The organism is Calidithermus chliarophilus DSM 9957 (assembly GCF_000430045.1).
Taxonomy (GTDB): domain Bacteria; phylum Deinococcota; class Deinococci; order Deinococcales; family Thermaceae; genus Calidithermus; species Calidithermus chliarophilus.
On the sequence record NZ_KE387027.1, the window covers coordinates 775,652 to 798,949 of the forward strand.

Sequence of the window (23,298 nt, forward strand, 5' to 3'; positions counted from 1 at the left end):
GCCCAGCGGCCCCGCCCCGAGCTCGCTCGGCTTCGAGGCAGGCGGGCGGCCCTACACCCTGCTCCTGCGGGAACTCCCCTTCGGCCCGTCCCAGGACTGCCCCACCCCCGGCTTCGTGCGGGGGCTCGAGCTCCAGCTTCACGCCGGCCTACCGCCCAGCCGCCTGCTCGCGGTGCTGCAGAAAGACACCCGCCTGCCCGCCTCCCGCTTCTGCGCGTTCACCTACCGCCTCGCCCAGGTGCGGGTGCTGGGCAAGAGCCTGGCGGTTTTCGTGGCGGTGTACCGGACGGGGTTCGAGGGGCCGGACCGGCGGTGGATGGTGGTGACGGGGAGGTTGCCGTAGGGGGTGGTGGCTGGGTGCCGGGGGCGGGTCGGGCGTCTTGCGTCCTACGTCGTACGCCAAACGCCAAACGCAAAACGCAAGACGCAAAACGCAAAACGCCTTGTTCCCCCCTTAGCAAGGGGGGTTAGGGGGGATAAACCCTCCCCGCCGGGGGGGAGGGTTGGGGTGGGGCAACCACGAGCCACGGGCCACTAACCACAAGCTGACGGCTGACCGCTGAAGGCTGATAGCTGACCGCCCTACTCCACCGGCGCCTCGAGCCCGTACCCCAGTGCCCACCCGGCTGGGTCGGCTGTGTGGGGTATTCGTAGGAACTGCTTTAGATGGCCCGCACCAAGCCTTCGCGCACGAGGGTCTGGATGGCTTCGGGCTCGAGGCTGCCTAACTGGTTGGCTGCCAGGGCTCGCAGGGTGTTGAGGGCGGCGGGGCTGTGCTTCTTCAGGCCCATGTGCACCTCGCTGAAGGGGTTGAGCGCGTCCTGGCCTTTCATGGTGAGCTGGTAGCGCTGCGCGGGCGGCACGGGCACGAGCTCGGCGCGGTAGCGCAGGGCGAGTTCCTGGTAACGCGGTGCGTTGGAGGGCGCTTCGACGGGGCCGCGAACCTTGGCGGGGACCCCGACTGCCAGCATCCCTGCCGGGATCTCCATGCCCGGCGGGACCACCGCCCCGGCCCCGATCACGGCCCCGCGCCCGATGCGGGCGCGGTTGAGCACGATGGCCCCGATCCCGATGAGCGCGCCCTCCTCCACGAGCGCCCCGTGCACCACCGCCCGGTGCCCTACCGTCACGTTGGCCGCCAGCAGGCAGGGGTCGCCGGGGTCGGCGTGGAGCACGGCCCCGTCCTGCACGTTGCTGCCCGGCCCGATGACCACCTGCTCGGTGTCGCCGCGGACCACCGCCCCGAACCACACCGAGGCCCTGGCCGCGACCTCCACCTGCCCCACCAGCACCGCGCCCGGGGCCACGAAAGCGCTCGCGTCGACGTGGGGTTCGTGTTCACCGAGACGAAAAATCGCCATAGGCTGCCTCCAGCAATTCGAGGTCTTGGGGGAAGGCCAGCAAGCGGCGGGCTTCCTCGAGGTCGAAGAACCCCGCCCCGGTGAGGCCGGGCTCGAGGCGGACGTGCCCCTGACCCTTCATCAAGAACCAGCGGATCTCCCGTTCGATCCCCTTGTTGTTGGTGTAGCAGGTCGGCGGCAGCTCGCCGAGCACCTTCCCCTCGATGCCGGTCTCCTCGAGCACCTCCCGCAAGGCGGTCTGCTCGGGGGTTTCACCGTCGTCCACGTGCCCCTTGGGGAAGACCCAGTACCCCATGCGGTCCCGGATCAGCAGCACCTCGCCCGCCGGGTTGAACAGCACCCCGCCCGCTCCCAGCACCCGCTCACTCGGCTTGGCTTCGGCTCCCATACTCTTCGTTAGGTTACCCCATGGCCGGGGGTGGAAAAGGGACAGGGTTGGGGGAGCGGTAAGCCATCAGCCATCAGCTCGTGGCGTGTAGCTCATGATTACCCCTCCCCATGTGCGGGGAGGGGGAGAAAGAGCGTTGGGCGTTTCGCGCTTTGCCATCACCCCGCATGCGCCACAGCTTCCGATCGCCTCGACCTCTCGCGCAATATCCGTGCCCAGAACGGTGATTTTGGGTTTGATACCAGATTCGGTTAGTTCGTCACCGTTCGGTGACGGACCAACCCGACCGAAGGGAGTGCTCTAGGATTCAAAAAGATAGCCTCCGGGGCTCTTTGGATCGGATGATTATCTTTTTGAATCCGGTATGAGCAACCCTTGCCAGCCGAACCAGGAAGATGTCTGAGGTGAGGGTATGCCAATCGTAGGCATTGACCGACGCCGCCAGAATCCTAACCAGTCCGGGGGGCCGCATTGTGTGGAAACCATCGCTTTCCTGGTTTCCGCGATGTTGTCTTCTCCTTGGCGCTCAGGTCCCCATAGATTGACCCTTCGGTTCACCCGCTTGCTGCGCTTTGTTATAGATCACGGGCATCTGCCCCTTCCACCTGTTCCAGGTATCGTCGTCGGTGATCAAATCGGCCATGAAGTGGCCGACGTTGATTCGACTGGTCGAACCGGGGTTGAAGATGGCGCTTCGGGTGGGCGAAGGATGCAGCTCGTAGGCGGTCACCTGATCCTGGTTGGTCAGGCTGTCTGGGCGAACCACGACCCACTCGATCGCCGGGTCGTGGTGCCCGATCTGGGTGCGCAAATACTCCACCGCCGCCTCGTTGTCGGTCTGCGGGGGCAGTACCAGACGAGTCAGCCCCATGACCAGCCTTTGAGGAAATGAGATGGGCTCCTCGAGGTCGCGGTTGCGGTTGCCCGCCGTGTTCATGAGCACGAATTTTCTGGGCTTCTCCGGCTTGTCGGCCTTGATGGCATCGCACAACCGGCGGGTGGCCTCGGTCACCAGCCTGCGCGGGTGACCGAAAATGCCCCTCACGTTCAGGTTGTGCCCCAAGCACGAGGCCACTGCGTCGCAGCCGCTGACGTGCCGAGCCATCTCGGCATCACTGAGTTCCAAAACGCTCGCGCGGATCACGGTTAGGTCGTTGTTGTCCGTGAGAGCTTTGGGCAGCCTATCGGGCGAGCGCACGATCACTCGGACCTTCTGGCCGCGATTGAGCAATTGCGCCACCAGTAGCCGTCCGGTCGCCCCGCTTGCCCCAACCACAAGGGTGGTCATCTCGCGCCTCCTGAAATCCGGTACAAAACCCGATCACATCGGTGTGTGCTGCTTCACCAGGTCGTGATCAGCGGTGGACACAGGCAGCGGGCGCAACAGGATGACTGCCAACCAGATGAACCACGCCATTTGACTTATTCCAAAAATGGCCGCCAAGTCGGCGAGCCCCGGAACCGTCGAGACGATGCCCACCAAACCTACCGCCACGCCGAGGTAGTTGAGCAGCCTGGGAAGCCCGCCGCTTCGCAGGGCAGCCCAACTAATCAACAGCGTCATCAGGCCGCCCAGTATCTCGCCGTTCCCGTTGCCCAGCCCGCTCGCCACTGCTTCAAATACCTGCCAGGACAACGCGGCCTGAGCGGGGTCCTGGCCATACAGCGCAACCGTAGGGGCGATGCCCGCGTTCAAGACCATGCCGCTGGCGATCAGCGAGCCCGCCCAGATAAACCCGATCACGGTCGCCACTTGCATGGTGGCTCGAGCGCCGTTGCCCAGTCGCCCGTAGAGTGCCAGCAGCAGCACGACCAGTAAGACGCCGAAGATCACGTACAGGATTAGATTCGTCGCGTACATGATCGCCTGCTGATTGACGAGTAAGGCGATCTTCTGGGCAGGGTCAACGATGCTGGGGTAGTCCAGCACCACGATGAACAGCACGAGCCCCAAAAGGTATGCCGTCGCCAGATAGAGCGCCGCGAAGCCACCGGCTTTCTGTAGGTTGTTCATATTCCCCCTTAACGTCTGAGTGCCTTCTCGAGCGTCCCCCTGAACACCACATACCCGAGGGTCAAGACCTGGCTGTGCTTGCTAGGTGCCGGAAAAATTACCACTGGAACCAGAGCTAGTATATCGTCGTTCTAGTATACCGTCGTTTGCTGCCTTGGCTTAGCCGACCCCCGCGACCTTGAGGAGGGTGCGGGATTGGAGCAGGTTGGCGGCGCAGAGGATGAGGTTGACCCGGCTGAGGAAGGACCAGCAGTTCTTGGTCTCGAGGCGGTGGATCCAGGCGTAGCCGGCGATGAGGGTGTCCTCTGGGCTAAGGTGGTTCAGCGGGCGTCTGTGCCCTTGAGGCATGGCACCCCCGCTCTCCCACCCCCTCACCCCCCTGTCAGGCAGCAAACGACGGTACCGGCGTTCGGCGTTGGGCGTTCGGCTATCAGCTATCCCTGTAGACCCGCTCACGGTATCAGCCGCCAAGGCCCGCTAGGGTAGGCCCATGGGCTGGCGGCTCGATCAGGTGATCTTCCAGCGCGAGGCGGGGAGGGTGGTGGTCCACGTGGACCTCTTCGACCCGCTGGGGAGGCTGCGGCGTGAGGTGTTTCATCCGGCCACGCCGGACCCGAGGCTGGCCCTCGAGCGCGTCGCGCAGGCCCTGGCCCAGCGCGGGGTGCGGGGGCCGGGGCGGGTGCGGCAGCGCAAGGGGAGCGCGTTGCTGCCGTCGCCCGAGCTCCAGCGTTCGTTCCTGGAGTCCCTCGAGTCCTGAAGATGGCCCGCGTGCCGCCGCGCGGGGCGGTAGACTCGAGGACAGCATGAGCCTCTCGCGCATCCTGTTGGCCGTGGGCCTGCTGGCGTCGTCCGCGGCTTTAGCCCAGGTCAGGGCTAAGCCGGGCGACAACCTCACCGTGCTGGTGCGCCAGGTGCCGGAGGGGGGCACGCTCGAGCTGGCCGCCGGGGAGTACCGCCTGGCTTCGCCCCTGCGCCTGAGCCGGGGCATCGGCCTGGTGGGGGCGGGGCGCGACCAGACCCGCATCGTCTCGAGCGGCCCGGATGCGGTGCTGCGCTTCGAAGGCGGGGGCCGCCTGCGGCTCGAGGGGCTCAGCCTGGTGCACCAGGGGACCACCCCCGCCGAGGTCGCGGTGATCGAAGGGGGTGTTTTCGAAATCCAGGACGCCCGCTTCAGCGGCGCGGTCTTCGACGACGAGGACAGCGTGGGCGGCGACGGGCTGTGGGTCCGGGGCAGCGCGCGGGGCAGCATCGCCCGCAGCGAGTTCCGCGACAACGCGCTCTACGGCCTCGAGGTCGCCGATCAGGCCCAGGTGCTGCTGGAGGACAACCGCTTCGCCGGCAACGGCTACGCGGGGCTGGCGGTCTTCGACGAGGGCGGGGGCCGGGCGCTGCGCAACGTGTTCGAGCAGAACCGCCGCTACGGGGCCATCCTCGGCGACGAGAGCTTCATGGTGCTGCAGGAGAGCGTGGTGCAGGGCAACCGGGTGGGGCTGTACTACCGGGGCTCGGCGGGCGGGGTGGCCCGCCGCAACACCGTCCAGAACAACCGCTCTGCCGGGCTCGAGGTGGCCGAGCAGGCCATTCCACGCCTGGAGAGCAACAGCGTCCGGGGCAACCAGGGCAGCGGCGTCGTCTACTCCGGCACGGCCGGAGGGGTGGCGCTGGGCAACCTGGTCGAGGAGAACCGCGAGCACGGGGTCGAGGTGTCGCTGCGCGCCGTCCCCGCCCTGCAGAACAACCTGCTGCGCCGCAACGGGCGGGCCGGGCTGTTCATCACCGACCGCTCGACCCTCACCGCGCGGGGAAACACCGTCGAGGAGAACGGCACCTCGGGGGTTGTGGTGCGCGACTGGGCGGTGCCCACCCTCGAGGACAACACCGTGCGGGGCAACCGGGCCTCGGGCCTCGCCTTCCAGCACAACGCCGCCGGGGTGGTCCGGCGCAACCTCATCGAGAACAACCAGGAGCACGGCATCAAGCTGCTCGACCAGGCCAGGCCCCGGCTCGAGGACAACACCATCCGCGGCAACGCCCTCGAGCCCGTCTTCACCGCCCCCAAAGACCCCGCCGCCCCACACGGCCTGCGGGGCCTGTGGCAGGTTTGGCTGGGGCTGGGCGGGCTAAGGCTGGGCGGCTAGCCACTCCAGCGCCCGCGCCAGCGGCAGGTCCTGGCCCCGGTTGCGGGCCTCGAGGTCGTCGGGCACGATCAGGTCGGGGGTGACGGCCTCAGGGTAGGCGCTGCCGTCGGGCTGCAGGGCCAGGCTGCTGCTGATCTGCAGGCCCGAGCCGTCCATGAGCTGCACGAAGCGGGTCGAGGTGTTGCCCACGCCCGAGGTCCGTTCCCCGACCACCACCCCGCGCCTGCGCAACTGCACGTCGGCGGCGAAGTACTCGGCCCCCGAGGCCGACCTCGAGTTCACCAGCACCGCCAGCGGGCCGCGCCAGCGCGCGGGCTTGCGGAGGGTGTAGAACACGTAGGCCTCCTCGTCGCCCACGGCCTTGCCGTAGACCTGCCCCCGGCGGTAGCCCTGCTCGAAGTCCCCGTCCCTCGAGCGGAAGCGGCGGCTGAGGCTGTCGAAGAAGGCCCCGGCGCTGGCGAGGAATTCGGTCACCAGCCCGCCCGGGTTGTCGCGCAGGTCCACGACGAGCTTCTTCACCCCGCGCTCGCCGGCCAGGGCCACGAGTTCGTGTACCTTGGGCCCGACCATCTCCGCCGCGTCGAAGTTGGGGATGCTGAGGATGCCTACCCCGTCGGGCCGGGTGGTCAGGCTGGGCAGGGGCGAGCCTTCGCTGAGCACGCTCTTGAGCACCACCGCCCAGCGCCGGCCGGCGCGGGAGAGGGTGAGCTCGAGGTTCAGCCCCGCGCTCTTGGGCGACTCGAGCAGCCGGTAGGCCTCGCGCGCCGACTCGGGCAGGGGCTGGCGGTTGGCGAGCACGACGCGGTCGCCGCGCTGCAGCCCGGCCTTCTCGGCGGGGCCGCCCGGATCGACGCGCAACACCCAGTGCTCGCGGGTCTGCGGGACGCGCAGGGTCTCGAGGCCGTAGGTCGGCTGCGCCCCGCCCGCGAGCTCCTCGGCCAAGTCCTCGTAGTCGAGAGGGGGGAAGTAGTTGGTGTGGCCGTCGCGCAATTCCTCCACCAGCGCGGCGATGAGCCGGCCGGCGGCCTCGAAGCCGCAGGCGTCTGGGGCCGGGGCGCACACCTCCTTGAGCTTGCTCTGGTACTGGCTCAGGAGCGGGGCGAGGTCGGCCTGTCCGGCGCGGATGTAGCGCTGGGTCAGGTAGTAGCTGGCCTGGTCGAAGAGGTCTTCGGCGGGGCTGGCCCAGGCCAGCCCGAGCAGCAGCAGACCCCACAGCCCGGCGAGACGGCGGAGGGCTCGAGCCATACCCGATTGTCCACCATCCCGTGCCCGGCGCAAGCCCCGGCCGGACCAGGAAAATCAACCCGGTCTATAGTTTCCCGGCCTACTCGGGGCCTGCCGCCGTCCCGGACGTGCTCCAGGGCCGGGCGCTCGAGCGAGCCCGGGGCTTGGGGGAAGGATTTCATCTTGCACTCACCTAGCCCCGCGGCTATGCTGGAGTCGCTTTGGACGAGGAGTCCGCAAGCGGTTGCAGCTAACCTTTATTCTCACCCACCGTTCAGACGAACGGTGGTTTATCTTTAGGTCTCCCTCAGCTAAGGGGCCTATAGTTGAATCCCGAGGTACTTATCATGGATAAAGTCGCCGTATTTATCGACGGGAGCAATCTCTATAAGGGGCTGGTCTCGAGCCTGGGTTCCGACTACCGCCTCGACTTCATCGCCTTCATCGAGCACCTGGTCGGCGGGCGCAAGCTGCTGCGGGCCTACTACTACAACGCCCCCCTGCCCGCCGAAGACCCCGCCGCCAAGGCGCACCAGAGCTTCCTCAACTACCTCAAGCGCGTCCCCTACGTCACCGTGCGCCTGGGGCGGCTCGAGCGCCGCGGCGAGGGCTTCGTGGAGAAGGGCGTGGACATCCAGATCGCCATCGACCTGCTGCGCCTGAGCTACGCCAAGGCCTTCGACGTGGCCGTGCTGGTCTCGGGCGACGGCGACTTCGCCGAGGTGGTCAAGGTGATCCAGGACATGGGCCAGCAGGTCGAGAACACCACCTTCCAGACCCTCTCCTCCTACCGCCTCGCCCAGCAGGCCGACCGCTACTTCCCCCTCGACGAGCTGCCCTGGGACCAGCTACGCGCGCGCGGCCACTACGAGCAGGTAGCCGCCGAGAGCTACCAGTAGAAGTGCGTCGATGGCCGATAGCCGATAGCTAAACGCCTTTCGTAGGGACGAGCCCCGTGCCCGCCGGCGACGGAGGATGAAGGGACGACCGGCCGGTCGTCCCTTCGGCGTTCGACCTTCGGTGCTCGTCGCAGGATACGACCCACGACCCCGCGACGCCCGACATCAGGGCTTCCACACCACCACCACCGCGGACTCGACGGGGACGAGGTTGTGCGGCTGCTGGAGGTGGGCGGCCTCGTTGCGGCGCAGGTGGAGGTAGCTCTTGTCGGGCAGGTCGATGATGAGCTCGCCCTCGAGCACCAGGTACATCCGGGCTTCGTCCACCGCCTCGGGTGCGCGCAGCACGCGGGCCTCGAAGCCCTCCACGCCGGGGAAGCGGGCCTGGCCCTGGGCCTTAGCCATGCGGACGAGGTGCAGCTTCATCGCTCAGGCGCCGACGGCTTCTTTCCTGGCCCGGCCGTAGGCCATGCGCAGCTTGAACATGGCCCGCTTGTGCGCGGCCTGGACGTCGGCCTCGGGGAGGTCGAGGGCGCGGGCCACGGCCGAGACGCCCTGCTTCTGGCCCTCGATGCGCCGCACGATCTCGGCGTCCTGGCCGGAGACGGTGGCGAGGAAGGGCTCGAGGTCGGCCCAGGTGGCCGGTTTCTCGGAAGCCTGGCCCTTGGGCTTGCCGGCGGCCTTCTTGGCCGGGGCCTTCGCCTTGGCGGTCCTGGCCGCCTTGCCCTTGGCCGTGCCGCGGGCGGTCTTGCCCTTGTCGAGGTCGGGGTAGGCGTAGCGCTCGCAGCCCGGGTTGGAGCAGCCGCCGCGCTTGCGCTTGAGCTCGTTCCAGCCGCACACCGGGCACTTACTCTCGGCCAGGGGGTCGAAGACCAGGAAGTCGCAGGTCTTGTTGTTGCAGCGGTAGTAGGGCTTGCCGCGCTTGGAGATCTTCTGCACCACCTCGCCGGCGTGGCACTTGGGGCACTCCAGGCCCGTCGAGGGCGACTCGTCGCGGGTGTAGTCGCAACCGGGGTAGCCGGTGCAGGCGATGAAGCTGCCGTAGCGGCCGTACTTGCGAACGAGCTCGTGCTGGCCGCACTTGGGGCAGGTCTCGCCGATGGGCTCGGCCTCGCGCTTTTGCACCAGCGGCTCGGTGTACTTGCACTCGGGGTAGCCGGTGCAGCCCATGAACTGCCCGAAGCGGCTGACCTTGAGCTCCATCGGACGCCCGCACTTGGGGCAGGTCTTCTGGGGCACCTTGGCGAACTCGTCGAGGAAGGGCTGGTAGAACTCGCGCACCACCTTGGGCCACTCGGCCTTGCCGTCCTCCACCGCGTCGAGGCGCTCCTCCATGCGGGCGGTGAACTCGTAGGCCACCACCCCGGGGAAGGCCTTGATCAAGTAGCCCACCACGTCGCGCCCGAGCTGGGTGGGGCGCAGGCTCTTGCCCTGGCGCTCGAGGTAGGCCCGCTTCTCGAGGGTCTCGAGGGTGGGGGCGTAGGTGCTGGGCCGCCCGATGCCCATCTCCTCGAGGGTCTTGATCGCCGAGGCGTCGGTGTAGCGGGGCGGCGGCTCGGTGAAGTGCTGCTCGGTGGCGAGCTCGAGGAGCTTCGCGCTCGCCCCCTCGTTCAGGGAGGGCAGGATATTCTCGGCGTCCTCGCCTTCCTCGCGGCCCCAGGCCTTGAGGAAGCCCTCGAACTTGAGCACCGAGCCCACCGCGCGGAAGTTGAGGCCCCCGCCCTCCACCGTCACGGTGGTCTGGTCGAAGACCGCCGGCACCATCTGGCTCGCCACGAAGCGCCGCCAGATGAGCTCGTAGAGCCGGTGCTCCTCCTCGCTCAGGTGGGCCCGCAGGCTGGCGGGAGTGCGGGAGGGGTAGGTGGGCCGGATGGCCTCGTGCGCGTCCTGGGCGTTCGCCTTCTTGGTGGCGTAGAAGTTGGGCTTTTCGGGGAGGTAGCCGGGCCCGAACTCCTTGGGGATCACCTTGCGCACCTCGCCGAGGGCCTCCTGCGAGACGCGCACCGAGTCGGTGCGCATGTAGGTGATGAGGCCCACCGTGCCCTCGGGCAGGTCCACGCCCTCGTACAGCCGCTGGGCGACGCGCATGGTGCGCGAGGCGGTCCAGCCCAGGCGCCCGCTGGCGGCCTGCTGGAGCGTCGAGGTGGTGAAGGGCGGCGCGGGGGAGCGGCGGCGCTCCTTGCGCTCGACCTTGGTGACGGCGTAGCGCTCCACCGCTCGAGCCCGCCGGGCGACGGATTGGGCTTTGGCCTCGTCGGTGATGAGGAACTTGTCGCCCGCCTGCAGGCGCTCGCCGTCGACGCTGTAGAGCTGGGCCTTGAAGCGCGCGGCCTCGCTCTCGAAGTCGGCCTCGAGGCTCCAGTACTCCTGGGGCACGAAGGCCTCGATCTCCTGCTCGCGCTCGACCAGCAGGCGCAGCGCCACCGACTGCACCCGCCCCGCCGAGAGGGCGCGGCGGCGGAACTCCATGCTCAGCACGGGGGAGAGCTTGTAGCCCACCAGCCGGTCGAGCACCCGGCGGGCCTGCTGGGCGTCGACGAGGCTCTGGTCGATGGGGCGGGGCTTGGTGACGGCGTCGCGGACGACCTTGGGGGTGATCTCGTTGAACTCCACCCGCAGCGGGGTGCGGGGGTCGAGCTCGAGCAGCCGCGCTACGTGCCAGCCGATGGCCTCGCCCTCGCGGTCGGGGTCGGTGGCGATGAGCACGCGCTTGCCCCGCGCGGCCCGCTTGAGCTCGTCGACCACGGGTTTCTTGTCCTTCTTAATTTCGTACTGCGGCGCGAAGTCGGCCTCGACGTCCACGCCCAGGTCGCGTTCGGGAAGGTCGGCGACGTGGCCCTTGCTGGCCCGAACCTCGAAGCCCTGCCCCAGCATCTTGGCGATGCTCTTCGCCTTGGCGGGCGACTCTACGATGACCAGCGTTGAACCCGGCATACGGCTTACGTTTATGGGGCAGACCGGCCCCCGCTGTCAAGTGAGCCAGTTTACCGCGCCACCGGTTTTCGGCGTCGGGGAGGGCTCAGCCGCACTGGTAGCTCGAGACGCGGCTGGGGGGCACCTGGAGGTAGCGGATGCGCTCGGGCGGGGTGTCGGGGGTGGCGAGGCAATTGGTGGCGGCGTCGACGGCGATGGTCTGGCCCGAGGTGCTGAAGGTGCCGCCGCTGCTGGTGTTGGGCACCACGAAGGCGGCCTCCTGCGCGCCTCGCTGTCCCTGCTCCTGCGGGCGGGTGCTGCGCCCGATGAACAGCAGGGTCTTGCCCCGCTCGCTGGGCGCGCCCGAGAAGACGTCGTGCTTCGAGGCCACCAGCCCCGAGGGCTGGGGGAAGTCGCCGGCCGGGCGCCCGCGCAGGGCTTCCTCCATGAAGGCGGCCCAGATGGGCGGGTTCACGAAGGAGCTGCTGGGGGCGCTGCCGTCGCGCCAGCGCTGGGGTTTGTTGTCGTCGCGGCCCACCCACAGCGCGGCCACCAGGCCGGGGCTGGCCCCCGCGAACCACAGGTCCACCTCGTCGTTGGAGGTGCCGGTCTTGCCGCCCACCACCCGGCCGGGGACCCGCGCCGAGATCGCCAGCCCGCGGGGGCGGGTGTTGGCGTCGTAGTCGTAGACGTAGCCCTTGAGCATGTCCCAGACGATGTAGGCCACCTGGGGGCTGAAGAGCAGGGTGCGCTCGGGCTTGGCCTCGAAGAGCACCTTGCCCTGGGCGTTCTCGATGCGGCGCACCAGTACCGGCTCGATGCGGTAGCCGCCGTTGACGAAGGCCGCGTAGGCGGCGGCCAGGCCCAGCGGGCTGATCCCCACCCCCCCGCCGATGGCGTTGGAGAGGTTGGGCTCGAAGTTGCAGCGCTTGGTCTTGGGGTCGATGCGGCCCACGCAGAAGCCCGCCGCCCGCAGCTTCTCGCCCACGCGCTGCACCCCGATGGCCTCGGCGGTGCGGATGGCGGGGATGTTGAGCGACATGTCGAGCGCGTAGCGCAGGGTCACGGAGGCGTTGAGGAAGGTGCCCGAGAAGTTCTTGGGCCGCCACACGCCGCCGGGCCTCGAGGGGTCGGGGAAGCTCACCGGGGCGTCGAGGACGGTGGTGGTCTGGGTCCAGCCCGCCTCGATGGCCGTGCCGTAGACGAAGGGCTTGATCGCCGAGCCGGGGCTGCGCAGGGTCTGGGTGGCGCGGTTGAACTCGCCCGGGGTGCCGGGCCGCGCCCCCACCAGCGCGTAGACCTCGCCGGTCTCGGGGTTGAGCGCGGCCAGCGCCGCCTGCGAGTTGACCGGGTAGCGCCCGTTCGCCACCGCCCGCTCGGCGATGCGCTGCATGCGGGGGTCGAGGGTGGTGTAGATCTTGAGCCCGCCCTCGCTCAAGGGGATGCGGTTGCCCAGCCGCTCGCGGATGTAGTTCTGCACGGCCAGCACGAAGTAGGGCTCGCCCTGCACCTGCAGCTCCTCGAGCTTGCGGGCTTCGGGGTCGACGAGCTTGGCGCTCAGCAGGTTGCCCTTGCCGTCGTACTTGGCCTGCCAGCCCAGCGGGACCAGGGGCTCCTTCCAGGCGGCCTCGGCCTCGGCCGGGCTGATCCAGTTGTCGGCCACCATGGCGTCGAGCAGGGTCTTCATGCGGGCACGGGAGCCCTTGAGGTCGAGGTAGCGGGAGTTGGGGCCGGGGATGAGGGTGGCGAGGTAGGCCCCCTCGGCCAGGGTGAGCCGGGAGGGGTCCTTGCCGAAGTAGGCGTTGGCCGCGGCCCAGATGCCGGTGGCGTTGCCGCCCCAGTTGATGACGTTGAAGTAGACCTCGAGGATGTCCTGCTTGGAGTAGCGCCGCTCGAGCTCGATGGCGAGGGGGAATTCCTTGAGCTTGCGCTCGAGGCCGGTGATGCCCTTGCGCTCGAGGGCGATGTCGCGCAGCAGGGTGTTCTTCACCACCTGCGTGGTGATGGTCGAGCCGCCCTGCAGGTCGCCGCGGAAGGTGTAGTACAGCCCGCCGATCAGGCGGATCCAGTCCACGCCGTAGTGCTCGAAGAAGCGCTTGTCCTCGGAGAAGACCACCGCGCTCACCGCGGCGGGGGAGACGTCGGAGAGCCGGATCAGCGTGCGGCTCACCGCCCGCCCGTCCTCCTCGGAGGCCTTGGTGGCGATGGCGTTGCCGTCGCGGTCGTAGAGCACGCTGATGGCCGAGAGGCGCAGGTTCTCGAAGGCCTCGAGGCTGGGCAGGTCGCGGGTGAGCACGTAAGCCAGGTATCCCCCGGCCCCCAAGCCGCCCACCAGCCCCGCCAGCATCAAAATTTTGATCCAGTGCCAGAGCCTACGCACGAGTGTAATTTACGGGGTTTCGATGAGTTTGCCCAAATGGGGTCGATAGACGATAGCTGATAGTCGATAGCCAAACGCCGGGCGCGGGTCGTACGTCCTACGCCAAACGCAAGACGCCAAACGCCAAACGCAAGACGCGAGACGCCTTGTTCCCCCCCTTAGCAAGGGGGGCTGGGGGGATAAACCCTCCCCGCCGGCGGGGAGGGACGGGGTGGGATCTACCACGAGCCACTAGTCTTTCGCTGATGGCTGAAAGCTGATAGCTGATAGCTGACCGCTTAATTTCCCCTCTTCACCCCGACGCCGCCTCGTGGGTCGTGCTCGAGCGCAGCACGGAACGCAAGAGTGAGCGGAGATGGCGGCTTTCGAAGGGTTTGGGGATGACGTGGTCTACCTTGGAGATCTCGGCGGTGACGCGGGTGCGGTCGTCGTGCTCGCTTACCAGCACCAGCACCGGCACGTCGCGCAGGCGGCGGGTCATTTTGAGGCGGCCGGAGACCGAGAAGGCGTCGGGGGTGATGCCCTCGTCGAGCAGCAGCAGCCTGGGGACGCTCTCGCGCAGCAGGGTCATGGCTTCTTGAGGGGTGCCGAAGAATTGAGCTTTGAATCCTTCCTGCTCGAGCACCATCTCGAGCAACGCGCGAATGGTGGCGTTGGGCGTGATGATGACGGCAACAGGCGATTGCGCGACTTCCATGAAACGAGCCTAGGCGATGGCCGATGGCCCAGCGGTGAAATTTGACCAAATTTTAAGGAACGGCCCGGTAGGCCGTTCCTCGAGGTGGCTGGGGCACGTGGACTCGAACCACGACCGACGGTTCCAAAGACCGTTGTCCTGCCATTAGACGATGCCCCAACATCGCCAAGGCAGTATTGTAGCCAGCCTGACAGCGGGTGTCAAACGGAGACGGGGCTCCTGGGGAGCGGGGGCCGGGCGTGCTCGAGGTGGCACAGGAAGTTGGCGGCCATGAGCTCCAGTTCCCGCCGCCAGCGCCGCTGGAGCTCGGGGGAGAGGCCCAGGTGCTCGGCCCACAGCCGGGCGATGCGGGGGGCGCTGGGAGCCTGGCCGTGCTCGAGGCCCTGCTGGAGCTCGGGGAGGAGGTGGGCCTTGAGGAAGTGGCGGTCCCACAGGGTGTCCTGCCAGGCGGGGTAGTCCGCGCGGAAATGGGCGTAGGCGTTCTCGAGCGCGGCCTCCAGGCGGGCGCGGAATGGGTGGGGGTGATTGAACATGGTTGGGGCTCCTTTCCCCAGGGAATGCCCTGGTCTACAACTTAAGGGTACGAGCATCAAACGGCTTAGTGAATGGCTAAACGAAAGTAAAAACCTCCCATCTCTTAGCTTTGAGTGCTAAACTGGCGTCATGTCCTTCGACTCGAAAGTGATGGATGAGCTGAATTGGCGGATCCTCGAGCTCCTTCAGGAAGACGCCCGCACGCCCTACAGCGAGATCGGGCGGAGGGTGGGGCTGTCGGCCCCGGCGGTGGCCGAGCGGGTGCGGCGCATGGAGGACGCGGGGGTTATCACCGCGTACCGGGCGGTCGTGGACCCCGGCAAGCTGGGCTATGGCCTCGAGTTCTTCGCCCGCCTGCGGGTGTCGGGCGACAAGCACGCCGCCGTGCGCAAGCTGGTGAGCCAACTCCCCGAGGTGCTGGAGTGCTGGCACGTCACGGGGGAGGACTGCTACTTCATCCGGCTGCGCCTGGAGTCGGTGGGCCACCTCGAGGAGCTGCTGCGCCGCCTGTCGATGTACGGCAACACCACCACCTCGCTGGTGCTCTCCAAGACCGTAGACCACCGCGTCGTCCGGGCGCCCGGCAGCGAGCCCACCCCGGCCTGAAGGCTTCATCTCGGACCCCACACCTGCCACGGCTCGCCCTTTAGGCCGTGACCCAAAGCGATCAGGCGGTCGCCCAGGAGGTTGACCAGGGAGCGCCAGGCCCAGGACTGCGGCCGCGGCTCGCGAAGACCGGCCTGCGCCAACAGCCGGTGCCGCTCGGCCTCGTCCAACCGCTGCTTGTGCCTGGTTTGGGCCAGGTGCCACTGAGCATGAGCGTCGAACATAGATCCCCTCCGTTGATCCTAACCACCTAAAATGCTTTAGCTAGTTATTATGTTAGCAGCATATCGCTAACCTGTCAACTGTCATTGACTGGTTAGAAGTTCGGGGGCATACTCGAGGCGTGCCCGAGAAGCACCAAGACCTCACCTCGCTGTGCCTGGACTTCGCCAACGCCGTCGGCGAGCGCCCGGAGCGCTTCCGGCACTACGGCGACCTGCTCGCCTGGGCCGCAGAGGCCGGGGTGTTGAACCCCCTCGACCGCCTGCACCTGCAGACCGTGGCCGAGCGCCAGCCCGAGCAGGCGGCGTGGGTACTCGCACGAGCCCTGGCCCTGCGGGAGGCCGTCTACACGGTCTTCTCGGCCGTGGCAGCGGGGCGGCCCGCCCCGGCGGAGGGGCTCGAGCGGCTCAACGACGTCCTCGCCGAGGCTCTGTGCCACCAGCGGCTCGAGCCCGCGGAAGGGGGGTACACCTGGGGCTGGGAGGGGCTAGGGGACGCGCTGGACAGCCCCCTTTGGCCGGTAGCCCGCTCCGCGGCCGAGCTCCTGACCTCCGACCGCCTGCCCCGCGTGCGGGAGTGCGACAGCCCTACGTGCAACTGGCTCTTCCTCGACTACAGCAAGAACCACAGCCGCCGCTGGTGCTCGATGAGCAGTTGCGGCAACCGGGCTAAGGCGCGGCGGCATTACCAGCGGCTGAGGGGGGAGGGGGTGTCGGACGCCGATGGCCGATAGCTGATAGCGGATAGCCGGGCGCGGGTCGTACATCGTACGCAATACGCCAAACGCCAAACGCCAAACGCCAAACGCTAAACGCCAAACGCCAAACGCTAAACGCCAAACGCCAAACGCCAAACGCCAAACGCCAAACGCTAAACGCTAAACGCTAAACGCTAAACGCTAAACGCTCCTCCCTCCGGCTAGAGGGAAAGCTGATGGCTGATGGCTGATAGCTGACGGCTCACCGCCGTCCGTCCCGAGCCATAGGTGACGGGCCTTTCAAAGGTCGTACCACGGCGGCGTTCCCCGGTACAGCTCGAGTTTTTCCCCCAGCACCTCCTCCTTGCCGGCTTCCTCGAGGGTGATGACCTGGGGCGGGCAACTGCTCACGCAGGCGCCGCAGCCGGTGCAGGCGGCGACGTCGAGCTTGAGGACGTACTCGTCGCTGAGGCCCTCCACCACCTCCCGCTCGCGCGAGACCGCCTGGGTGGGGCAGACGTTGGTGCAGACCGGGCAGAGCGTGCAGCCTTCGGCGACCTGGATTTTGGGCCAGTGCACCTCCTCGCTCCGGCGGGCGGCGATCACCCGCAGGCGCAGTTCGGCGGGGAGTTCGGGGGCTTCGTCCTCGAGCGGGATGGGCAACTGCGGCACCAGTTCGGCCGCGCTGCGCCTGGCCCCGCCGAGCATGGCCCCGAAGAACTCGCGGCGGCCTACGGGCGAGCCCGGCAGCTTGTCGAGGGTGAGGCGCAGCTCGAGGGCCGGGTAGAACCTGCGGGCCTCCTCGGCGGCCTGCTGGAGCTGGCGGGGCACGCTCTCGCCGCCGATCTTGCACTGGGCGCAGTTGCCGTGGGCCAGGGTCAGGGGGCCGAAGCGGCTGGCGGCCTCGGCCAGGAGCCCAGGGGTGAGCTGGCCTAAGCAGCGCACTTCCTCGCCTGACCCGTGGGCCTGGGAGCAGCGCACCTGCCCCTTGCCGCGGTGCAACGCCTCTTGCAGGGGCCCCAGGGGGAATTCCAGCGCGGCCCCAGGGCACACCTGGGTGCACAGGCCGCAGCTCGTGCACAGCGCCTCGTCGATCTGGACGGTGAAATTGGAAAGGTCGATGGCCCGGTGCGGGCACACCGCCTGGCACTTGTCGCAGCCGCCCACCGAGTTCTTCTCGAGCAGACACCTCGAGCGGTGGAACTCGGGGGTGGGGTCGGTGAGCTTGAGGAAGGCCCCCAAGAGGTTGTCGAGCAGACCCATGCCTCAAGCCTACCCCCTGCGGCGCCGGGGCTCGGGAGGCAGGTGACAAACCGTGAGTTAGAATGGGTCCATGCGAATACTCCAGACGGCATTGGCCTGCGTGCTCTTCTCCGGCCTGGCCCTGGCGGACCCGGCCGTGACCAAGACCGCGCTCAACCTGCGCGAGGGCCCCTCGACCGCCTACCCGGTCAGGCGGGTGCTCGAGCCTGGGCGCACCGTGTACGTGTTGCAGGAGATCTACCAGGGGGAGGGCAAGGGCTGGGCCAAGGTGCTCTACGGCGAGGAGCTGGGCTACGTCAACACCGAGTACCTCAACGAGAACGACCCGCGCGGCATCAACCTCGACGAATACCAGGACGCCCTCAAGCTGCCGGGCCGGCCGGCGAGCTTCGGGATGTGGCTGGACGACCGCGCCCCGCACGAGGAGGTCTACGTGCGGCTGTTCCCGCTCGAGCCCGACTACTTCTTGCAGCGCGATCACGCCAAGCTCGCCTTCACCGGCCCTCCCAGCCGCAGCACCCGGCCCTTGCGCTTGCGCCAGGAGGTGGGCGACCAGGTCTTCCTCGAGCTCCCGCCCCTCGAGCCCGGCCAGTACCTGCTGGCCCTCGCCGACCCCGCCGCGCCCAACGCGGTCCTGGGCGCCATGGCCTTCCAGGTCACCGACCTGGCCGTGGTGTTCAAGGCCGCCCCCGCCTACGCCCAGTTCTGGGCCGTGGACCTCGCCACGGGCGAGCCCCGGCCCGGCACCCGCCTCGAGCTCTTCGTGGAGGAGGGGGAGGAGGGGGCGAAAACGCTGCGCCCCCTCGGGCAGGCCACCACCGACGCCGACGGCCTGGCCCGCATCCCCGCGCCCCGGGCCAGCGAGCTGCGCTTCCGCGCCGAGGGCAACGGCTCCAAAGCCTTCAGCTTCTTCGCCCAGGAGAGCGCCGCCGGCACGGTCTTTCGCACCCTGGTCCTCACCGACCGGCCCCTCTACCAGCCCAAGGACACCGTGCAGGTGAGCGGGGCCGTCCGGCAGGTGGACGGGCCGCGCTACCGGCCCTACAGCGGCGAGGCGACGCTCCGGCTGGTGGACGAGGGCGGCAACCGGGTGCTCGAGCGCCCCCTCAAGCTCGACGGCGCGGGCAACTTCTCCGAGCAGATCCCTTTGCAGCTCTCCTGGTCGGGCAACTACGCCCTCCAGGTCCACATCCCCCACGGCGGCGAGCTGCGCCGTGAGCCGCTGAGCTACGCCGGGCACGCCTCTTTCACCGTCCAGCCCTACGTCAAGCCCGCCTTCCGCGTCGAGCTGCGCGGCCCGAGGGAGGCCGTGGCGGGGAAGGTGCCCTTCGTGCTCGAGGGCGAGTACTACAGCCAGACTTGACCGCTATACATCTTTTGTATGCAACCCCAGGAACCTCAAAGCGGAGAGGGGGTTGAAGGAGAAGGCTTCCAGGGCGGCTTTTTTAGCCTGGACCTTGCGGTAGTTGAGGCAGTTCAGCACGAAAGCCCGCAGGGCACAAAGGTTGAAGGCCAGGGCGCCACGGGCCTGGGCATGGTCCTCGCGTAAGAGCACGTCGCGTACCCAGAAGTTCCGGTTCTCCACGCCCCAGCGTTGGCGCATGAGTTCGCCCAGACGCCTGGCCCCCGCCGCCTCGGGTCTGAGGCTACTCAGGGCGTAGTGCACGCTGTAGCGCTGCTGCTTGCTGCGCTTATGCCACACCCAGCGCTCCAGGCGCACGGCCTGCCGGGCAAAAGGGGAGTCCCAGCCCAGGGGGGGGACATGGGGGGGAGCCGAGGCCCGGTAGCGCCACACCTCCCCGTCACGGAGTTCTTCCCACTGGACGATGCTTTCCCCGGGCAGGGGATGCTCGTCCAGGCAAGCGAACAGCCACTCTACCGCCTCCAACGCCCGGGCTTGGTTGGCTCTCAGGCTCAGCAGGTAATCCCCCCCTTAGCCCGGATGGCTTCGGCCACCCGGGGGTAGAGGAAGCCCGCGTCGGCCACCACCACCCGACCGGCTAAACCCTCCAGCCCCATGCGCTCCAGCAGACCCAGCAAGGCCTCATCCTCCCGCCCACCGACTTGGGCCTGGGCCAGGCTGTGGCGGGCTTGCTCACACCACAGCTCCACCACCCGCACCACCGGGCTCTCGCCTTTAGCACTCCCCCGCAAGACCTTGCCATCCGCGACCAGGGCAGAGGTAGTAGCGGTAGAGGTAGGGAAAGAGGCGGGAAGGGGGGTTCGGGAAGACCTGTTGCAGGGCTGAACCCAGCGCTTGCGGGTCCAAGCGGCGGATGAGCTGGGCGATTGAGCTGCGTCCTGGGGCCTTGCGCAAGCCCAGGGGCTTACACAGGAAGGGATTGGCTTGGGCAAAGCGGGCCACACCCCGCAGGGAGTCCACCCGGCACACAAAGGCCACCAGCACCAATGCCACCACCCCCCACAGCGGATAGCGCCGGTTCTGGTAGCGTGGATCGTCCAATGAGGCTAAGGCTTCGCGTAAGTTCATGCCTCTATCTAGCCTCAACCCTGAATAACGGTCAAGTCTGGTACTACAGCGGCGGGCGGCTAAAGGCCCAGGCCGACGTGTTCGCCGAGCGCGGCTACCGAGGATCGGATTGGGACTATTACACCGCCACCCGGACCAAGGAGGCTTTCGACGAGCAGGACTACACCCAGGACGACCCGCCCGACCCCTACTGGATCTCCGGGGGGTACTACGCCTACGAAGACCCCCAGAGCCGCCTGGCCCAGGTCGCCGTTGAGCAGGGCCGCGCCCGCTTCGAGCTGCCGCTCGCCAGCCGCGACGGCGAGGTAACGCCCTACACCGTCACCGTCCACGCCAAGGACGAATTCGGGCGCATCGTCCCGGCCACCGCGGAGGTCGAGGTCCACCCCAGCGGGCTGGCCCTGGGGGTGGGCCCGGTGCCCGACCTGGCGCTCGAGCGGCCCCTCAGGCTCAAGGTGTTCGCGCGCCGGGTGGGCACGGCCGAGCGCCTGCCCAACCGCACGGTGCGGGCCAGGGTGATCCGCAGCACCTGGGAGTTCGTGCCCCGGGACGGTTGGCGCGAGAGGGTGCTCCAGACCGAGCGCTTCAGCCTCACCACCGACGCCCGGGGCGAGGCCAGCCTCACGTACACGCCCAAAGGCCCCGGCTCGGTGCGGCTGGAGCTCGAGGCCCAGGACTCCCAGGGCCGCGTCGCCCGGACCCTGCGCTTCCTGGGCTACCTCCCCGTCCCCGGCCTGATCCCCCCTTCCGCCAGCGACCATGACCGCCCCGAATTCGACCTCCTGGGCGAGGAACGGCTCTACAGGGTGGGCGAGACCGCGCGCTTCACCCTGCGCAGCGACCTGCCCGAAGGCAGTGTGGTGCTGCTGAGCCTGGAGGGCCGGGAGGTGTACCGCCAGCAGCTCTTGCGCGTCGAGGGCAAACAGACGGTGATCCCCCTCCCCATCACCCCCGAGCTCGAGCCCGGCTTCACCCTGCGCCTGGAGGCCGTGCGGGACGGGCGGAGCTACCGGGCCGAGCACGAGGTGTTCGTGCCGGTGCCCGGCAAGCGCCTGGAGGTCAGGGTGAGCGTCCCCGGCGGCCTCCGGCCCGGCCAGCGCGCCACCGTGAACGTCCAGACCACCCTGGGGGGCCAGCCGGTAGCGGCCTGGGTCGGCGTGGGGGCGGTCAACCGCGCCGTCTACGCCCTGCAGGAAGACCTCATCCCCGACCCCTGGCGCTTCTTCTGGGGCAAGCCCTACAACGCGGTGCGGACGGCCTTCAGCTTCCTGGACACCCGCCCCGACGGGCTGGGCGGCGGGGGCGGCGACGGAGCGGGCGTCTACCTCCGCCAGAACTTCCGCGACACCGCCTTCTTTGCCGCCGTCCGCACCGACGCCCAGGGCCGCGCCAGCCTGCAGGTCGAGCTGCCCGACGACCTCGCCGAGTACCGCCTGCTGGCCCGGGCCGTATCCCCCGACACCGCGGTGGGGGAGTACGACGGGGCCTTCCGCGTGGAGCAGCCCGTCTACCTGCGCCTGAGCACCCCCACCTTCCTCACCCGCGGCGACCGCACCACCGCCTACGCCACCCTGCACAACCTCACCGCCCAAACCCAGGTGGTCAAGCTTACGCTGAGCGCGGGCGGGCGGGGTGAGGCCCGCAGCGTGAGCGTGCTGCCCCAGAGCACCCTCGAGGTCCCCTGGCCGCTGCAAGCCCCCGAGAACGCCGACCGGCTGAGCCTCGAGGCCCGCGCCGAGGGCAAGCACCCCGACGCCGTGCGCCTCGTGCTGCCGGTGCGCGAGCGCGGGGAGGAGCTCGAGCTCACCCGCCTGAGCCAGAGCGCCACCGGCCTCCTCACCGACCGCTTCACCCTGCCCGCCGAGGCCCGCCAGGCCGAGCTGCGCCTGTGGGTTGCCCCCAGCCCGCTCGCGGCGGCGCTGGCTAACCCCAACGACCTCCTGGGCCACGAGGACCCCGCCGAAGCGCTGCTGACGGCCTACTGGGTCTGGAAGGGCCTGAGCACGCTGGGCCTGTCCACCGACGCGGCGCGGCAGCAGGTGCAGTCCAACCTCAGCGCCCTGAGCGCCGCCCGCAACGAGGACGGCGGCTGGGGCTGGCGCCCGGGGGCCCGCAGCAACCCCCTCGACACCATCCGCACGGTGCAGGCGCTGGCGGCGGCCCGGCTGGCCGGCTTCGACGACTACGTGATCCGTGACCTGGACCGCACCCTCGAGTACCTCGAGGCCCAGCAGGTGATGTCCAACGACCTGCGGTGGGCGCTGTACCAACTGGGCGTTCTGAGCCGGGAGGAACTGCTCGAGGCCCTGAGCCGCCGCCCCCTCACCCTGCCCCAGATGGCCCGCCTGGCGGCGGAGCTCACCCCACGGCCCGACGCCTACGCCCGCCTCGCCGCGGAGCAAAAGCGCGACAGCGCGGGCCTCAGCATCGGGCAGAGCATAGAGGCCACCGCCTACGCCCTGCTGGGGGCGCTCGCCCTGAACTCCCCCGACGCCCCCGCCTACGCCGGCTGGCTGGCCAACGAGCTGCAGAGCTCGCGCTACCGCACCCCGCGCCAAGCGGCCCTCGCCGGCTACGCCCTGGCGGAGTACCTCGAGGCGCGGCAGCTCACGGGCAGCCCGGGCCCCCTCCAGATCACCCTCAACGGCCGTAGCCTGACCCAGCTCGGCAGCCTGCCCGCCCTCGGCGCCCCGCTGCGCTTTCCCGCCGTCGCCCTCGGCCCGGACAACACCCTCGAGCTGCGCGCCACCGGCCCCGTGGCCCTGCTGCGCCGGGTCATCTACCAGACCCCGCGCTTCGTCCCGCCCCCGCCCGCCGACTTCACCCTCGAGCGCAGCTACTCCACGAACGAGACCGAGCGCTTCGGCGTGGTCGAGGTCCGCCTGCGCCTGCGCCTCACCCTCCCCCGCGAGCGCCTGCGCCTGGAGGACCCCTACCCCGCCGGGTTCGAACCGACCTCGAGCCTGCCCTACCCCAGCGCCCTCGGGCCGGACGGGAACTACTACGCCAGCACCAGCCTGCTCGACGACCGCGCCGTCTTCCTCTTCGAGAAGCTCCCCGCCGGGGAGTACGTGGTGGGCTACAAGCTGCGGGCCCTCTCGTCTGGCACGTACTTCGCCGCGCCGCCCAGGCTGTTTTTGGTCAATGAGCCAAAGCTGTACGCGCTGGGCTCGAGCGGTCAGTTGACGGTGCGGTAGAGCGCCGGGCGCGGGTCGTACGTCCCACGTCCTACGCCGTACGCAAGACGCAAAACGCAAGACGCGAAACGCGAAACGCCTTGTCACCCCCCTTAGCAAGGGGGGCCGGGGGGATACCCCCTCCCCGCGGGCGGGGAGGGACGGGGAGGGGTGAACCACAGGCCAGGAGCAACGGGCCTTCCGCTGACCGCTGAGGGCTCTCAGCGCGCCCACTCCACCACCAGTTCTCGCCCGAAAGCCTGCTTGAAGAGCTTTCCCTGCTTGCTGGCCTCGG

General features: G+C 68.8%; 24 protein-coding genes and 1 tRNA gene. 8 read left to right on the plus strand and 17 right to left on the minus strand.

The genetic code is table 11. The features are described 5' to 3' along the window. Positions 1–343: DUF2259 domain-containing protein (locus MEICH_RS26325; RefSeq protein ID WP_169730715.1), on the plus strand; the 343-nt coding region annotated here is incomplete at its 5' end. Between the two features lie 319 nt (positions 344–662). Here MEICH_RS26325 and MEICH_RS0120720 read toward each other — a convergent pair. The 5 genes from MEICH_RS0120720 to MEICH_RS0120740 form a co-directional block, all read right to left on the minus strand. Then, positions 663–1,361: a gamma carbonic anhydrase family protein gene (locus tag MEICH_RS0120720; RefSeq protein WP_027894195.1), complete on the minus strand. Its 699-nt coding sequence runs from the start codon at positions 1,359–1,361 to the stop codon at positions 663–665. Beyond that, positions 1,339–1,749: an NUDIX hydrolase gene (locus tag MEICH_RS0120725; protein ID WP_027894196.1), complete on the minus strand. Its 411-nt coding sequence runs from the start codon at positions 1,747–1,749 to the stop codon at positions 1,339–1,341. Before MEICH_RS0120725 ends, MEICH_RS0120720 begins: the two co-directional genes overlap by 23 nt. A 526-nt stretch (positions 1,750–2,275) precedes the next feature. Next, positions 2,276–3,037 (minus strand): NAD(P)-dependent oxidoreductase, encoded by a 762-nt coding sequence (locus MEICH_RS0120730; RefSeq protein ID WP_027894197.1) that lies wholly within the window; start codon positions 3,035–3,037, stop codon positions 2,276–2,278. Positions 3,038–3,070: 33 nt separating this feature from the next. After that, the gene (locus MEICH_RS26330) at positions 3,071–3,763 is read right to left on the minus strand and encodes a DUF4386 family protein (RefSeq protein WP_051304389.1); all 693 of its coding nucleotides are present in this window, start codon (positions 3,761–3,763) and stop codon (positions 3,071–3,073) included. A 159-nt stretch (positions 3,764–3,922) separates the two neighbouring features. Beyond that, a complete protein-coding gene (locus MEICH_RS0120740; RefSeq protein WP_027894198.1) occupies positions 3,923–4,111 on the minus strand; it encodes a hypothetical protein in 189 nt (62 codons plus the stop codon). Between the two features lie 142 nt (positions 4,112–4,253). Between MEICH_RS0120740 and MEICH_RS0120745 the strand changes: the two genes are divergently transcribed. Together MEICH_RS0120745 and MEICH_RS0120750 are read left to right on the plus strand one after the other, a co-directional pair. After that, positions 4,254–4,520 carry a hypothetical protein gene (locus tag MEICH_RS0120745; RefSeq protein ID WP_027894199.1) on the plus strand — a complete coding sequence of 89 codons (267 nt, stop codon included), beginning with the start codon at positions 4,254–4,256 and terminating at the stop codon, positions 4,518–4,520. A 46-nt stretch (positions 4,521–4,566) separates the two neighbouring features. Continuing rightward, positions 4,567–5,901 carry a right-handed parallel beta-helix repeat-containing protein gene (locus MEICH_RS0120750; RefSeq protein WP_027894200.1) on the plus strand — a complete coding sequence of 445 codons (1,335 nt, stop codon included), beginning with the start codon at positions 4,567–4,569 and terminating at the stop codon, positions 5,899–5,901. Here MEICH_RS0120750 and MEICH_RS0120755 read toward each other — a convergent pair. After that, positions 5,884–7,146: a S41 family peptidase gene (locus MEICH_RS0120755; protein ID WP_027894201.1), complete on the minus strand. Its 1,263-nt coding sequence runs from the start codon at positions 7,144–7,146 to the stop codon at positions 5,884–5,886. The genes MEICH_RS0120750 and MEICH_RS0120755 overlap by 18 nt on opposite strands. A 326-nt stretch (positions 7,147–7,472) precedes the next feature. Between MEICH_RS0120755 and MEICH_RS0120760 the strand changes: the two genes are divergently transcribed. Next, positions 7,473–8,024, plus strand: coding sequence for a LabA-like NYN domain-containing protein (locus MEICH_RS0120760; RefSeq protein ID WP_027894202.1), 552 nt, complete (start codon positions 7,473–7,475; stop codon positions 8,022–8,024). Between the two features lie 165 nt (positions 8,025–8,189). Here the strand turns inward: MEICH_RS0120760 and MEICH_RS0120765 are convergent, their stop codons facing one another. The 6 genes from MEICH_RS0120765 to MEICH_RS27480 all read right to left on the minus strand — a co-directional run bounded on the left by MEICH_RS0120765 (position 8,190) and on the right by MEICH_RS27480 (position 14,547). After that, a complete protein-coding gene (locus MEICH_RS0120765; RefSeq protein WP_027894203.1) occupies positions 8,190–8,450 on the minus strand; it encodes a hypothetical protein in 261 nt (86 codons plus the stop codon). 3 nt (positions 8,451–8,453) lie between these two features. After that, positions 8,454–10,958: a type I DNA topoisomerase gene (gene topA, locus MEICH_RS0120770; protein WP_027894204.1), complete on the minus strand. Its 2,505-nt coding sequence runs from the start codon at positions 10,956–10,958 to the stop codon at positions 8,454–8,456. A gap of 85 nt (positions 10,959–11,043) precedes the next feature. Next, positions 11,044–13,284: a transglycosylase domain-containing protein gene (locus MEICH_RS0120775; protein ID WP_036219791.1), complete on the minus strand. Its 2,241-nt coding sequence runs from the start codon at positions 13,282–13,284 to the stop codon at positions 11,044–11,046. Between the two features lie 325 nt (positions 13,285–13,609). Beyond that, a complete protein-coding gene (locus MEICH_RS0120780; protein WP_027894206.1) occupies positions 13,610–14,014 on the minus strand; it encodes a response regulator in 405 nt (134 codons plus the stop codon). 85 nt (positions 14,015–14,099) lie between these two features. Next, positions 14,100–14,173, minus strand: a tRNA-Gln gene (locus MEICH_RS0120785). A gap of 41 nt (positions 14,174–14,214) precedes the next feature. Then, positions 14,215–14,547 (minus strand): hypothetical protein, encoded by a 333-nt coding sequence (locus tag MEICH_RS27480; RefSeq protein ID WP_051304390.1) that lies wholly within the window; start codon positions 14,545–14,547, stop codon positions 14,215–14,217. A 130-nt stretch (positions 14,548–14,677) separates the two neighbouring features. Between MEICH_RS27480 and MEICH_RS0120795 the strand changes: the two genes are divergently transcribed. After that, positions 14,678–15,154, plus strand: coding sequence for an Lrp/AsnC family transcriptional regulator (locus tag MEICH_RS0120795; protein ID WP_027894207.1), 477 nt, complete (start codon positions 14,678–14,680; stop codon positions 15,152–15,154). A 5-nt stretch (positions 15,155–15,159) separates the two neighbouring features. Here MEICH_RS0120795 and MEICH_RS0120800 read toward each other — a convergent pair whose 3' ends face one another. Then, positions 15,160–15,378 carry a hypothetical protein gene (locus tag MEICH_RS0120800; RefSeq protein ID WP_027894208.1) on the minus strand — a complete coding sequence of 73 codons (219 nt, stop codon included), beginning with the start codon at positions 15,376–15,378 and terminating at the stop codon, positions 15,160–15,162. 119 nt (positions 15,379–15,497) lie between these two features. Between MEICH_RS0120800 and MEICH_RS26340 the strand changes: the two genes are divergently transcribed. After that, complete coding sequence (locus MEICH_RS26340) at positions 15,498–16,109, plus strand: CGNR zinc finger domain-containing protein (RefSeq protein WP_036219792.1); 612 nt, start codon at positions 15,498–15,500, stop codon at positions 16,107–16,109. A 264-nt stretch (positions 16,110–16,373) separates the two neighbouring features. Here MEICH_RS26340 and MEICH_RS0120810 read toward each other — a convergent pair whose 3' ends face one another. Beyond that, entirely contained in the window at positions 16,374–17,336 is a 963-nt protein-coding gene (locus MEICH_RS0120810) for a 4Fe-4S dicluster domain-containing protein (RefSeq protein WP_027894209.1), read from the minus strand. A 70-nt stretch (positions 17,337–17,406) separates the two neighbouring features. Here MEICH_RS0120810 and MEICH_RS27485 point away from each other — a divergent pair, with 70 nt between their 5' ends. Beyond that, positions 17,407–18,699 (plus strand): SH3 domain-containing protein, encoded by a 1,293-nt coding sequence (locus MEICH_RS27485; protein WP_084542452.1) that lies wholly within the window; start codon positions 17,407–17,409, stop codon positions 18,697–18,699. A gap of 3 nt (positions 18,700–18,702) precedes the next feature. On the opposite strand, the gene MEICH_RS30340 is transcribed toward MEICH_RS27485, so the two are convergent. The 3 genes from MEICH_RS30340 to MEICH_RS30350 are packed head-to-tail and all read right to left on the minus strand — an operon-like array spanning position 18,703 to position 19,827. Then, positions 18,703–19,224: a hypothetical protein gene (locus MEICH_RS30340; RefSeq protein ID WP_036219794.1), complete on the minus strand. Its 522-nt coding sequence runs from the start codon at positions 19,222–19,224 to the stop codon at positions 18,703–18,705. Positions 19,225–19,250: 26 nt separating this feature from the next. After that, positions 19,251–19,490, minus strand: a complete 240-nt coding sequence (locus MEICH_RS30345) for a hypothetical protein (protein ID WP_245587724.1) — start codon at positions 19,488–19,490, stop codon at positions 19,251–19,253. Then, positions 19,474–19,827: a transposase family protein gene (locus tag MEICH_RS30350; protein ID WP_245587725.1), complete on the minus strand. Its 354-nt coding sequence runs from the start codon at positions 19,825–19,827 to the stop codon at positions 19,474–19,476. Before MEICH_RS30350 ends, MEICH_RS30345 begins: the two co-directional genes overlap by 17 nt. 77 nt (positions 19,828–19,904) lie before the next feature. Here MEICH_RS30350 and MEICH_RS0120830 point away from each other — a divergent pair, with 77 nt between their 5' ends. Then, positions 19,905–23,024, plus strand: a complete 3,120-nt coding sequence (locus tag MEICH_RS0120830; RefSeq protein WP_027894211.1) for an alpha-2-macroglobulin family protein — start codon at positions 19,905–19,907, stop codon at positions 23,022–23,024. The last annotated feature ends 274 nt before the right edge of the window (positions 23,025–23,298 follow it).